Source organism: Streptomyces sp. NPDC002680, assembly GCF_042889145.1.
GTDB lineage: Bacteria > Actinomycetota > Actinomycetes > Streptomycetales > Streptomycetaceae > Streptomyces > Streptomyces adonidis.
Genome location: NZ_JBIAQP010000020.1, coordinates 68264 through 81723 on the forward strand (window position 1 = coordinate 68264; position 13460 = coordinate 81723).

Consider the following 13460-nt stretch of genomic DNA (forward strand, 5'->3'; position numbering starts at 1 on the left):
ACGACGGTTGCCGCGCGGGAGGGTTGGGGAACGAGGCGGAGGGGGATACGGGAGGGCGGTGAACGGCATACGGGACGTGGCGGCTCAGCGGGTGCCGTCGGCGGCGAACCTCGCGACGTCGGCGATGTTCTGTTTGGTGACGAAGGCGGGCCCGGTGAGCACGGGAGCCGAACCGCCGCCGCTGAAGTTGCCGTTGGACTTGTACAGCCACAGCGAGTCGACGGCGAGATAACCCTGCAGGTAGGGCTGCTGGTCCACGGCGAACTGCACATCGCCGCTCTTGACCGCGTTGACGATGTCGTTGTTGAGGTCGAACGTGGCGATCTTCGCCTTGCTGCCCGACTCGTCCACCGACTTCACCGCGGCGAGCGCGAACTGCGCGCCCATCATGACGACTTCGTCGATGCTCGGGTCCTGGTTCAGCCGGGCCGCGACGACCGCGGTGACCGTGTCCATGTCGGTGCCGTTCACGTACAGGTTCTCGGTCTCACCGGTGAACGTCTTCTTCACCCCGGCGCAGCGCGCCTCCAGGGCGACGTTTCCCTGCTCGTGGATGACGCAGAGAGCGTGCTTGACCTTGAGGGTGTCCAGTTTGTCGCCGAGGGCGCGCCCGGCGGTGCTCTCGTCCTGGCCGAAGAACGACATCAGCCCCGCGGAACGCCAGGCGTCGATACCCGAGTTGAGACCGACCACGGGTATCCCCGCGGACTCCGCCTGCGCGACCGCGCTCTTCATCGCCTCCGGCTTGGCGAGGGTGACGGCGATCCCGTCGACCTTGTTCTTGACCGCGTCGCGCACCAGGGCGGCCTGGGCGGCGGCATCGGGGTCGCTCGCGTACGTCAGCTCGATGTTGTCCTTGGCGGCGGCGGCCTGCGCGCCCTTCTGCACCCGCTCCCAGAAGGCATCGCCCTTGGCGCCGTGGGTGATCAGAGCGACCTTGATCCGGGCGGTGCCGGCACCGGCGGCGCCCTGGCCGGAGTCCGACCCGTCCGAGCCGGAACCCGAACAGCCGGCCGCGAGAAGACATACGGCGGCCACACCGGCGGCAACGGCCGTGAAACGGGCGGATCGTGCGGAACCGGAGGAGACGGGGGGTGTGTTCATGGGAGTGCGGCACCTCGCTGCGCGGCCGAGGAGGGGAAGGAAGAGGAGAAGGACAAGGGGGAGTGGAAGGGCGAGAGGAAGGGCGAGAGAGGGAGTGGGTACGGCGAAATCTGCGCGATCGTCGGTCGACGTGCACTGACTGTCCGACTTTCGCTGGGGCGGAGCCAATCGGATGTGACGCCTGGTAGTCAAGTGAGCAACCAGTCGGAACCGGAGTCCACAAGCCGGTTCGGGGTGTGCCCGGCGCGTGTGATCCCTCTCGGTCGGTCCTGGGTAGTGTCTGAAGGATTGCCGGTGCGGAGGAGGAATGGAAGGGGAAATGGGACCTCCGGTTCCTGTTCGGCCCTCGGGTTTCCGCCGACTTGGCGTATCCGGCCCGGCTTCCCCTCCGGGCGTTTCGACGGGTGCGCGGGGGATATGCCTTGCTGTGGGCGTGAGTGGGTGGCGCGCGGTGGGCGGGGGCGGTCTCGTGGCGGATCGGTCGGGCGGTGCTGGATCCCGGGGCCGCCATGTCATCGGTTGCGCTCAGTCCAATCGGCCGTGGGCTGCCTGGATCGCCTACCAGTTGGAGCGGTCGGGGCAGCGGACGGTGATACTCCGCCTGGATCGGCCGGTGGGCGCTTCTCCGGCCGAGGTGCTGCGGGGGCTGCTACGCGAATCCGGGCGGATTCTGCTCGTTCTGGATGACCGGTACGTCGGCTGGGGGTCGCGTGACCAGGACGAGTGGACCACGGTTCTTCGGGAGGCCGTCCCGGCACACGAAAGCCGGTTCACCGCGGTCAGTGTGGCTACGGCCAGGATCCCGCCGGGTGTCGGGTGGCTGCGCCCGGTGGACCTGCGGGGCCTGGATTCCGAGGAGGCCCGGCGACGGATCCTGGTCCGGCTGGGGTTGCCCACGACCGGTACGGGCATCGGCGGCGGCAATGCCCCGCGATTCCCAGGTGATCGGCCGTCGACGATCAACGTTCCGCATCGCAACCCCTGGTTCACCGGCCGCGACCGGGTACTCGACGAACTCCGGGTTCGTCTCGACGCGGGCGGTGACGGCGGCGCGCGGGTCGCTCTGCGCGGGATGTCGGGTGTCGGCAAGAGCCAGACCGCCATCGAGTACGCGCACCGGTATGCCCATGACTACGACGTCGTCTGGTGGGTCAACGCCGGTTTCAGAGCCTCGGCGCGTGAGCAGTTCGCCGACCTGGTACCACGTCTGGGTCTGTCGGTCGGAGGGGAGTTGGGCGAGCATGTCCGCGCCGTGCACGAGGCGCTGAGCGCGGGCGTGCAGCGCGGACGTTGGCTCGTGATTTTCGACAACGCGGACGACATGTCCCAGGTCAGAGGATTGGTACCGGAAGGCGGCGGTCATGTCCTGGTCACCACCCTGACCCGGGACTGGGCCATCGACGGCGACTTCTCCGAGGTCGATGTGCCTCCCTTCGACCGCGAGGAGTCGGTCGACTACGTGAGTCGCGGCGCCCCGCGTCTCACCCGGCGCGAGGCCGGCCGACTGGCGGAGGTCGTCCGGGATCTGCCGCTCCTGCTGGCGCAGACGGCGGCCTGGCTGGAAGCCAACCGCATGTCTGTCGAGGAGTACGTCGCGCTGATCCGCCAGGGCGGGCTGAACGACTTCGGCATTCGCATTTCGGACGACTACCCCATGGGGTTCCAGACGAGTTGGTCGATAGCGCTCCAAACGCTGGAGAGGAACCATCCGGAGGCAGCCGAACTGCTGCGGCTGTTCGCGTTCTTCTCGCCGGACGCCATACCGGTGCGTCTGATCCGGACAGCACACCCGTCCGACCTGCCCGAGCGACTCTCCGATCTCGCGGCCGACCCGGTCCGCTGGCATGCCGTGATGCGGCGGCTGTCCGAATCCACGGCGGTACAACCGGCCTACGAGAGTTCGTCGGACGGCGCACCGCCGGTTGAGACGGCAACCATGCATCGGCTGTACCACAGCCTTCTGGCCAGTACTCTTTCGGAGGACCGACGGCAGGCGTTGTCCGGCATCGCGTGCGGAGTGCTGGCCGGCGCAGATCCGCGAAGTCCCGGTGACCCGAGGGAATGGCCGCGATATGCCGAACTCATACCCCAGTTGGACGGCTCCGGAGCGCTGAACGGCGGCACGCCCATGGTGCGTGAACTCGTCCTGAACTGCATTGAATACTTACGGGCGCGCGGCGAAGGTCATGACGGACTCGCACTGTGCGAACAGGCCGTTCCTCGCTGGCGCATTCATCTGGAACCGGATGACCCCTCCATGCTCACACTCACGCATCAGAAAGCCAACATGCTGCGCCGTGTGGGACGTTTCCGAGAAGCGGAGGCAGTCGGCCGTGCGGTGGTGGACCGGCTGGCCGGGTCCAGGGAATTCGACGACCGGGACTTGTGCGGCGCGAAGAACGGCCTGGGCGGAACGCTGATGGCGCTGGGGCTCTACGAGGAGGCACATCAGCTTTTCGAAGAGGCCGCCCAGGGCAAAGGAGCCGATCGGCAAGGTCTGAAAGAGCTGCACAACCTCGCGATAACGCTTGTGCTGCTGGGAAAGTACGAGAGTGCGGCGCGAAGGCACCGGGAGATTCTGGAGATACGGCAGCGGAACCTGGGACCTTCTCACCCCAGAACCCTGGTTTCGGACCTCCGGTACATCTGGACCCTCCGTCTGCTCGGGCGCTACGCCGAGGCCAGGGCCCGGCAGGAGAGGAATCTCAGGCTGCTGCGGCGCGCTGTGGGCGAATGGCACCCGGACACCCTCCTCGCGGAGCACAACCTCGCGCTGTGCCTCCGTCGTACCGGGGAGCTGGAGGAGGCCGGCACCCACCTGCGGAGTGTCGTGGAACGCACGCTGCGCAAGCGCGGCTCCCGGCACCCCGACACGCTCCACATCCAGACGGACCACGCCTCCTTCCTGCGGGAGCACGGCGACCTGGAACAGGCCCGTGACCTGGCCGACGAGGTGGCCGAGGGCTATCGCGACCTGCTCGGGCCGGACCACCCGTTCACCATCGGCGCGGCCGCCAACCTCGGTCTGGTCCTGCGCAGGTGCGGTGAGTACGAGGAGGCTCTGCACATCGCCGAGACGACTCTGAACGGGATGACCGAGGCGGTCGGCTCCGACCATCCGTGGACCCTTGGCTGCGCCATCAACCTCGCCGGTGCGCGCAGTCTTGTGGGGGATGTGGAGCGTGCCGGGGAACTCAGCGGCGAGATCTTGGGGCGCGTCGTAAGGGTGTTGGGCGATGGCCACCCGATGACCCGGTCCTGCAAGGCGGCTCATTCCGCTGATCTGACGTCCCTTCGGCACACCAAGGCAGTGCGCCACCGGGAGCGTCCGTACTGGGACTTCGAACCTCAGCCGACGTGAGCAGTTTCCGTGCCGTCGGTGTCGTGTGACACCCCGTCGCAGGAACTGCTAGCGTCCGCCCCGTCATCGAGCGGGTTGCTCACCAGATCCATCTCACCGGGAGAAAGCTTGCCTGTTCCTCAGGGCGTGCAGATTTCTCTGAACGACATTTGCCTGGCGGTCCGGAGTCTGCCGAGATTCGACATGGGCGATCTGCTCATGTTGGCCGGGGACGCGGCGCAACCGGTTCTGGCGGAGGTGGCCTCCATATTGCAGCTCAGGGTAGGCGGAGTGGAAGTACCCGCGTTCTACGACGACTCTCCGTACCTCTGTCTCACGCGGTGGTCCCGATGACAGTGAGGGCGACACCGCGCGTATGGCCCTACCAGGGTTTCGATGTCCAGGCGGTTCGGCGGGCCACCGGCCTTTTCCCCACTCCCTTCCAACAGTTCGTGCTGAAAGTTCACAGCCGCTGCAATCTCGCCTGCACGTATTGCTACGTCTACGAAGGCCCAGACCAGAGCTGGCGTGAACGCCCCCGGGTGGTGCCTCGGGTCGTCATAGATGAGTCGGCCCGGCGAATAGCCGAGCATGCCAAAGCACATGGACTACTCGATGTCCACATCAATCTGCACGGTGGTGAGCCCCTGCTGGCCGGCCCGGGGCCCCTGGTCCGGTATGTCACCGCCGTACGGCGGGCCGTGGCTGAGCAGACCGGCGGGTCGTGCCGGGTGCATGCCACCATGCAGACGAACGGGACCCTCCTCACCGACGCTGTCATCAGCGAACTCGCCCATGTCGGCATCGGGATCGGGGTGAGCCTCGACGGCGGGCTCGTCCAGCACAACACCCGGCGCGTCGATCGCAGAGGGCGTCCCGCCTGGCCTGCTGTCACGCGGGGGCTTCGGACGCTCGCGCGCCACCCGGACGTATACGCCGGCATCCTCTGCACGATCGACCCCGCGACGGATCCGATCGAGGTCTACGAGTCGCTGCTGGAGTTCGCGCCGCCAAGCCTGGACCTGCTCCTGCCGCACGCCAACTGGTCGGCCCGGCCTGTCGATATCGGCGCCCCCGCCCCGTACGGACGATGGCTTGTCCGTGTCTTCGACAGGTGGTTCGACGCGAAGAAGGCGCACACGAATATTCGGCTGTTCACCGAGACGATCGGTCTGCTCCTGGGGCTGCCCAGTACCACGGAAGCCGTTGGCCTCTCGCCTGTCGTGGCGGTCGTCGTCGACACCGACGGAGCGATCGAGCAGGTCGACTCGCTCAAGACCGCGTTTGGCGGGGCTCCGGCAACCGGATTTGACATTTTTCGGCACTCTTTTGATCTGGCACTCGATCATCCCGGTATCGCCGCCCGCCAACTGGGTCTTGCTGCGCTGTCGCCAATCTGCCTGGACTGTCCACTGGTCAAGGTCTGCGGTGGAGGAAACTACGCCCATCGATTCCAGGCCGAATCCGGGTTCCTGAACCCTTCCGTCTACTGCGTGGACCTCAAACATCTGATCGGGCATATCGCCGGTCGGCTCAGCGCAGCCGTCGACGAGGCACGATTGCGCAACCACTGAGCCGGCGTCAGAATCCCCGTAGCGCGCGGGGACGGGGGCGGGGGTTTGAGCAAGGTCTTCATAAGCCACAGCACGCGCGGCGACTCCTATGCCACAGCGGTGCGCCTGCAACTCGTATCCGCGCTGCGTGAGCGCGGATACGACGTCCTGGTCGACGTCGACGGACTCCTGCCCGGGGACACCTGGCATCCGCGGCTGTACGAGTGGCTGTTGGAGTGCCGGGCCGCGGTCGTGTTGCTCAACCGTTCGGCGCTCGCGTCGCGTTGGGTGCATCGGGAAGTCGACATACTGATGTGGCGGCATCACTTCAACCCGTCGTTCCTCGTCCTTCCCGCACCGATCGGGGATGTGGTCACGAAGGACATGAAACTCGCCGGGTTCGGTGAGCTGACGTCTCTTCAGCTCGCCCGGCGGGTCGCGGCGGAGAACGCGTCGCGGGATCCCGCCGACGCCGTCGAGGCGATCGTACGGGCGTTTCCGCCGCTGCCGTCCCAGCCCGATGACGACGACCCCGTGCAGGGCTGGGCCGAGGACATCACCGCGCAGTTGAGCCAGGTACGGACGATGAGCCGGCTCGCGCGCATGGGGCGGGCGCTCGGGCTGGAGGACCGGCATTCGGCAGGGGGGCCGGTCAGCGATGTCAGCTGTGGGTTTCTCGCCGCGCAGATGCTGCACACGCACGATGCCCTGCGACTGCGCGACGCCGTGGCCGAGGTCGCCCGGCACATGGACAGGACCGCCCTCGACCAACTGGTGCAGCTCGTGCTGCCGGTCTGGATCGACGCCGCCTCCGCGCGGCGTGTCCTGCCGGCAGGAGAGCGCGACAGGCCCCGGACCGTGGTTCTCGGCGTACGGAGTCCCGACACCGGGGAGTACTACCTGGGGCGGGCCTTCTGCATGGACTACAGCCGCTACTGCCCCATCGTGGTCAGCGCTCCGTCGCCCGGTGAGGAGGATCCCGCGGAAGAGCTCCAGTACCGGTGCGAGCGCACCATACGTGCTCGGTTCGGCATGACGGACCGGGAACCTCTGTCCAGCGCCGCGCGGTTGCCGGACTGCGACACCTATGTGGTCATCTTCGCCGAGCACTGCTCCCTGGAAGAGACGGAACGGGTGATCGACTGGCTGCACGGGCAGCTCCCCTGGCTGCACATTCTGCTGATTCCACGCGACGAACTCACCGACGGGGACCCAAGACCCGGTCTGCTGGCCGAGGCATCGTTGCTCATACCGCCGTTCGGGGCCGACGACGAACGGATCGCGATCAGGGTCGCGTACGGGATGCTCACCGACTGGGGACACGGCCGGGGTGGGGACGACGGCCGGGCCGGCCGCACCAGTGGGAGGGGATGAGCCCGATGGCCGGACACCAGAGCCCGCAGGAGGGGTTTCGCGGCCCTGACCGCGGGGACGGCGGAATCTATGTGATGTCGCCGCGTATCGAGGAGGCGGTGATGGTGGCGCTCGCCACCGGACGGCCGCTGCTGCTGCGCGGCAGACCAGGATCCGGAAAGTCGTCCCTGGCGCCCTTCGTCGCCCGGCAGCGCGGCTGGCGCTACTACGACCACGTCATCACGTACACCACACGGTCGACCGAGCTTCTGTGGCGCTACGACAGCGTGCGCAGGCTCGCCGACGCACAGGCCCACCGGACGGGAGCGGCCGGCCTCGACGCCGCCGCCTACGTGGAACCAGGGGTGTTGTGGTGGGCGTTGGCACCGCGCTCGGCACGGCAGCGGGGGCGGGCGCTCGACGAGGCGACGGGGGAGTGCGCGGACCCCTTCGCCGACGTCAACCGGGACCGGAGCCCCGACCATGCCGTCGTACTCATCGACGAGATCGACAAGGCCGACCCGGACGTTCCCAACAGCCTGTTGGTGCCGCTGGGTTCGTATCGGTTCACCGTGTCGGAGACCGGCGCGGAGGTGCGGGCGGAGCCGCCCGCCGGGGACGTCGACTCGCGGTTCTCCCGGCTTCTTGTCGTCATCACCACCAATGACGAGCGGGAGCTCCCACAGGCGTTTCTGCGGCGGTGCGTCGTGGAGACATTGCCCGACCACGACGTGCCCGGCCTGGTGCGGATCGCGGAGGAGCACATGAGGGCCTGGCACGGGGCAGTCGGCGAGGGGGAGTCGAGGCTGGCCTCGGCGCTCGCCGTGGAACTGGGCAAGGTACGGGAGCAGGCGAGGAGGAGTGGGCTGCGCGAGCCCAGTACCGCCGAGTTCCTGGACGCGCTGCGTGCCTGCATCACCCTCGGCATCACGCTCGGCAGCGAACGCTGGGAGTGGCTGAAGAACTGTGTCCTGCTCAAGCGCCAACAGGTCGCCGGGGACGAATGGGGCAGTCGGTGAGTCCGGCGACGCCCGAGACCTGGCTGGGTGACCTGGCCCGGGCCGCCACCACGCTCGGCATCACCGACGCCGCCGGCTGGGAACGCGCGGCCGCACTGCTCGGCCTCGGCACCGGCGCCGCGTCGGCGCTTCCCGCCGAACGGGTGCGTGACGTCACGGCCCTCGCCCAACGGGCCCCCACCCCCGCCCCGGAGCCGGCCGGACCGGCCGGGGACGGAGAACCGGAACCCACCGCCGCACAGCCGGACGACGGCGCCCGACAGCCGGTGGCCGACGAGGCGACCAGCAGGCTCGTCGCCATCGGCCACCGTCCGCCGCGTCGCACGGGCTGGCCCGTCGACCCGTTGCCGGCGCCCCGGTCCACGCCCGCCGCCGAAGCCGACGCACCGCCGCATCTCCCGTTGCTCGCGCCCCGCTCCACCGGGGCGGTACTGCACGCGCTGCTCTCCCGGGTCACACCCGAGGGCGACCCGGACGTCGAACGTGCCGCCGATCACCTGGCCCGGGGGCTGCCCCTGGCCGAGATCCCACGCCGTCCACTGCCGACTCTGCGCCACGGGGTGCAGATCCTCGCCGACATCTCCCCCTCGATGGAGCCGTTCGCCCGCGACGTCGACGACATCATCGGCCAGGTCCGCAATCTCGTCGGCGCCGCCGGAACCCGCGTACTGCGCTTCGCCGACTGTCCGTCCAGAGGCGCCGGCCCCGGTCCGCGCGGCACCTGGCGGCCCTATCGGCCGCCGCAGCACGGCACTCGGGTGCTCCTGCTGTCCAGCCTGGGCACGGTCGGTCCGGCGTTCGATCCGCATCGCGGCACCGAGCGCGAATGGCGGGAGTTCCTGCTCCGAGTCCGGCAGCACGGCTGCGACACGGTTGCCCTGGTGCCGCTCCCGGAACGGCTCTGGCCCGCCTGGTGGCAGTCCTGTCTGTGGGCGGTGGCCTGGGACCGGGGGACCACGGTGGGGCGGGTCGCCGGGGGGCTTCGGTGAGCTGTCGGGAAAGGGAAGCGCCGGGAGACCGGCGGCGGAGTCGGACGCCGTGCGGAACACGATCGCCGGCGGAAGGCGAGCCTCGTGTCCCGGACGGCCGGGGGGCGGGTGCGGACCCTCGGCACGGATCGTCGGCGGGCCGCGTCGAGCCTTCGAGTCCGAGCCGTCCATGCAGCGCGGCACGGGGAATAGTCGGTGTCCCATGAGTCTCCCGGCCGGCCAGGGCCATGAACTTGCCGTTCTGCTCAGTGTGGCCAGCCGGATCGAGCCCGAACTCGTGCGGGCGGTGCGGATCGTGGCGGCGCCGCTGCTCGATGTGTCGGCCGAGACGGACCTGTGGTTCGGGAACCTCGTGGAGAGGCGTGGTCACGGCTACGTCTCGCTGCGCGGCGACCTGCTGCCGTCCCTGCGTGCAGAGCTCGCCGACCGTCTCGCGGGCTCACCGCCCGAGGCACCCGTGCACCGACTGTGGACCGTGATCGAACGCCTGCACAAGGACCGTTCCCCCGCGCTGTTCGCCGAGGAACGCGCCACCTGGCTGGCGGTACTGGACGGTGCGGGCGCGGGCCCGGCCGTCGAACGGGCACTGCGGCCTGCCCTGCGCGCCCTGGTCGAGCAGGGCAGGGACGGTGTCGCCCGCTGGTTCGCCGCTGCCTGGCCGCGGCTCCCGGAACCGGTCCGGCGTACCACCACCGCCTGGCAGCTCGCCACCGTCACCAGCAACCGGATCGAGGGGGCGGCCCTGCGGGTCGAGCCGCCGGAGCGCCTCACGGTCTTCGACGTCGGGCTGATCGCCGCCCGGCTCCCGGGCACCGTGCTGCGGGTCCGTCGGGCCGGGCCCGACCTGCTGATCGGCGAACAGGCCGACGGCACGGGCGGATTCACCGTCGAGGTCCCGGACACCGATCCCCGAGTGCTGGACCTGCTCGACGAACCGCTGCCCCGGACCCTGCTGGTGCGCCGGGGTGAGCCCTTCACCGAGCATGTCGGCTGGGGACCCGTACGGCTGCTCGCGGCAGACGGCGCCGTCTACGAACTCCCGTCCCCCAGTCCGGTGCCCGGGCGACGGGTCCGGCCGCGCTCTCTTCCCGGACCCCGTCGGCGGCTCACAATCGCTCACACCGGTTCCGGCCGAGCCTGGGGGACCTGGGTCGGCGATCAGGCGGCGGACGCCGGATTCGAGGTCACGACCGCACCCTGGCAACCGTCCCCGGACCAGCCGCTGCGAGAAGCCCTGGACGCTTTGCTGGAGGGTGCCGGCAGGACACTGCTCGTACTCGGCGACAGCGACTGCGGGCTTGGCGGCCGTACCGACGCGGAGTGGAACACCGCGTTGCCCGTGGCCGCCGAGGGTCGGCTGGCGGCGGTGCTGGTCGGAGGGGGAGAGCGGCCCCAAGCTGTGGAGGCGCTGCCCGGGGTCGACCTTCGGGGCGTCGGCGAACGCGAGGCCGTACGCCGTTTGTTCACCTTTCTGCGTACTCCGTCGGCCGAAGCGGAAGCTGAGGCCGATGCCGCTGCCGAAAGTGACAGCCACGCTGCCGCCGGCCCGCGCCTCCCCGGCACGGCGCCCGCCGTCTCCAACGCCCCACCGCGCAACCCCCGTTTCACCGGCCGCGAGGAACTCCTCGCCCGGATCCGGGAGACCCTGCTCGTACCCGGTCCGGAACCGGGCGCCGCCGACCGCCGTCGCTGTGTGCTGCTCGGTGCCCCGGGCATGGGCAAGACACAGACGGCGGTGGAGTACATCCACCGCTTCGGCAACGAGTACGACCTCGTGTGGTGGATCGACGCCGCCCACCAGGGCACAGCCCGTGAGCAACTGGCAGACCTCGCCCCGCAGTTGGGGCTCACCGTGGGGCAGGGCACGGGCGACCGGATCCGCGCGGTCCAGGCCGCGCTGTGTGTCGGGTGGCCCTACCACCGCTGGCTGCTGGTCTTCGACCGCGCCGACGACATGACCGAGGTGGAGGATCTGCTGCCCGAGGGAGCCGGACACATCCTCATCACCTCCGACAGCCGTACCTGGGCCGACGACGAGCGGGTCCACCACATCGGCGTGCCGCCCTTCTCGCGCCCGGAGTCGATCGCCCGAATCAGGGGCGAAGCCGCGCGGTTGAGCTCCGCCGAGGCCGGTCTGCTGGCCGAAGCGCTCCAGGACCTGCCACTGCCGCTGTCCCAGACGGCGGCCTTGCTTGCCGCGTACCCCGTGACGGTCGCCGACTACCTGGAACGTATCCACGACGGACCCCCTGGATGGGCGGGGCGTCCGGGCGGTCCCGCCGGTACGTCCGGGTACTCCCGGACGCTGGAGGGCAGTTGGTGGGCGACGCTGGCCTCGCTCCACGAGCTTCGCCCGGCAGCTGTCGAACTGCTCGAACTCTTCACCTGTTTCTCGTCCGACTCCATCCCCGTACGGCTGCTCGCGGAGCGTCCAGCAGCCCTGCCCCTGCCCGTCGCGGCCCTGGCAGCCGACCGGCAGGCGTGGAACGAGGCGCTACGACTGCTGGCGGAGACCTCGGTGGTGCGGCTGGTGACCGGCGAAAGCGGGGTGGAGTGGGCGCAGATGCATCGCCTCCACCACTCCCTGTTGCGGGACGCGCTCAGCGAGGACGAGCACGACGCGCTCTCCCGGGTTGCCTGTGACGTCCTGGCGGCTGCCGATCCCGGCACCCCGTCCGACCCACGAACATGGTCGCGCTACGCCGGGCTGATCCCCCAGCTGGAGATCTCCGGAGCCCTGGACAGTACCCGTGGCCCCGTGTCGCGACTGGTCCTGAACTGCATCGCATACCTGGGTGTCCGTGGCGAGGCACACACCGGCCTGCGGTTGTCCGAACAGACCGTCGCACGGTGGCACAGCCGGATGCGGCCGGACAGCAGCGAGCTGCTCGTCCTCACCGACCAGCACGCGAACATGCTGCGGAGGGCGGGGCGACACCGGGAGGCGGAGGCCGTGGGACGGACGGCCGTCGACCGGCTGTCCCGGAGCCGCCCGACCGACGACTGGGAACTCCTCCGGGCCAAGACCGGGCTGGGGACCACACTGGTCGCGTTGGGGTCCTACGGCGAGGCACTCACGCTGTACGAGGATGTCGAGCGCGGCAGCACGGGAGTCCGCGGAGACGGTGTCGTCCGACGTCGGCAGGCTCAGTCCGGCCTCGCCCATGTGCTCGGACTGCTCGGACGCTACGAGGAGTCGCTGGAGGCGTACACCTCGACAGTGTCGGGGCCGGAGGGCGAGCAGGGGCCGGACCGTCTGCGGAAGCTCTCCGGCGAACTGCGCCGCTGCTGGACGCTGCGTCTGCTCGGCCGCCATGCCGAGGCGCTCGCCCGGCAGGAGACGAACCTGCGTGCCCATCACACAGCCGTGGGCCGCTACGCGGTGAACTCCATGCTCGCCGAACACAACCTCGCCCTGTGCCTCCGCCGCACCGGCCAACTGTCCCAGGCCGAGCGGAACATGCGCGAGGTCGTCGACCTCGCCCGCCAGCTCTACGGCCCCCGCCACCCCCAGGCCCTCTTCGTCGCCGCCGACTACGCCTCCCTGCTCCGCGAACACCGCGACCTGGACCGTTCCTGGACCCTCGCCGACCGGGTCGCCCGCGACTACGCGGACCTGCTCGGCACCGCTCACCCCTTCTCCGTGGGTACAGCGGGCAATGTGGGCCTCACGCTCTGGGAGACGGGCGACCGGGACCAGGCGCTCCGCATCGCCGAGCGCGCCCTGCGCGGAATGACCGCCGCGATGGGTGCCGACCACCCCTGGACGCTGGGCTGTTCGCTGAATGTCGCCGGAGCGCGCAGTCTCGTCGGGGACCCGGAGGGTGCCGCCGGATACAGCCGGGACTGCATGGCACGGTCGGCGCGGGTGGTGGGCAGCGCGCATCCTCTGACCCTGATGTGCAAGGCGGCACTGGCGTCCGACCTGCGCGCCCTTCGCCAGACCGACGCCGCCGACCGCCTGGAGCGGGAGACGCTCGGGCAGCTCGTCGAGGTGCTGGGGCCGGACAGCCCGTTCACCCTGGCGGTGCGCCAGGGTGAACGGCCCTACTGGGACTTCGAGCCGCAGCCGGAGTGACCGCGGACCCGAACTCCCGTCACC

7 protein-coding genes are annotated in these 13460 nt (G+C 69.7%); 6 read left to right on the forward strand and 1 reads right to left on the reverse strand.

Translation table 11 applies throughout. The features are described 5' to 3' along the window. Positions 1-84: 84 nt before the first annotated feature. Entirely contained in the window at positions 85-1104 is a 1020-nt protein-coding gene (locus tag ACFYXF_RS40375) for a substrate-binding domain-containing protein (protein WP_389357139.1), read from the reverse strand. A 469-nt stretch (positions 1105-1573) separates the two neighbouring features. Between ACFYXF_RS40375 and fxsT (ACFYXF_RS40380) the strand changes: the two genes are divergently transcribed. The 6 genes from fxsT (ACFYXF_RS40380) to fxsT (ACFYXF_RS40405) all read left to right on the forward strand — a co-directional run bounded on the left by fxsT (ACFYXF_RS40380) (position 1574) and on the right by fxsT (ACFYXF_RS40405) (position 13436). After that, complete coding sequence (fxsT, locus tag ACFYXF_RS40380) at positions 1574-4465, forward strand: FxSxx-COOH system tetratricopeptide repeat protein (protein ID WP_389357438.1); 2892 nt, start codon at positions 1574-1576, stop codon at positions 4463-4465. 329 nt (positions 4466-4794) lie between these two features. Beyond that, positions 4795-6018 carry an FxsB family cyclophane-forming radical SAM/SPASM peptide maturase gene (locus ACFYXF_RS40385; RefSeq protein WP_389357141.1) on the forward strand — a complete coding sequence of 408 codons (1224 nt, stop codon included), beginning with the start codon at positions 4795-4797 and terminating at the stop codon, positions 6016-6018. Positions 6019-6063: 45 nt separating this feature from the next. Continuing rightward, positions 6064-7371, forward strand: coding sequence for a toll/interleukin-1 receptor domain-containing protein (locus ACFYXF_RS40390; RefSeq protein WP_389357143.1), 1308 nt, complete (start codon positions 6064-6066; stop codon positions 7369-7371). Between the two features lie 74 nt (positions 7372-7445). Further along, a complete protein-coding gene (locus tag ACFYXF_RS40395; RefSeq protein ID WP_389357145.1) occupies positions 7446-8369 on the forward strand; it encodes an AAA family ATPase in 924 nt (307 codons plus the stop codon). Beyond that, the gene (locus tag ACFYXF_RS40400) at positions 8366-9358 is read left to right on the forward strand and encodes a hypothetical protein (RefSeq protein WP_389357147.1); all 993 of its coding nucleotides are present in this window, start codon (positions 8366-8368) and stop codon (positions 9356-9358) included. Before ACFYXF_RS40395 ends, ACFYXF_RS40400 begins: the two co-directional genes overlap by 4 nt. A gap of 202 nt (positions 9359-9560) precedes the next feature. Continuing rightward, positions 9561-13436, forward strand: coding sequence for an FxSxx-COOH system tetratricopeptide repeat protein (gene fxsT, locus ACFYXF_RS40405; RefSeq protein WP_389357149.1), 3876 nt, complete (start codon positions 9561-9563; stop codon positions 13434-13436). Positions 13437-13460: the final 24 nt, after the last annotated feature.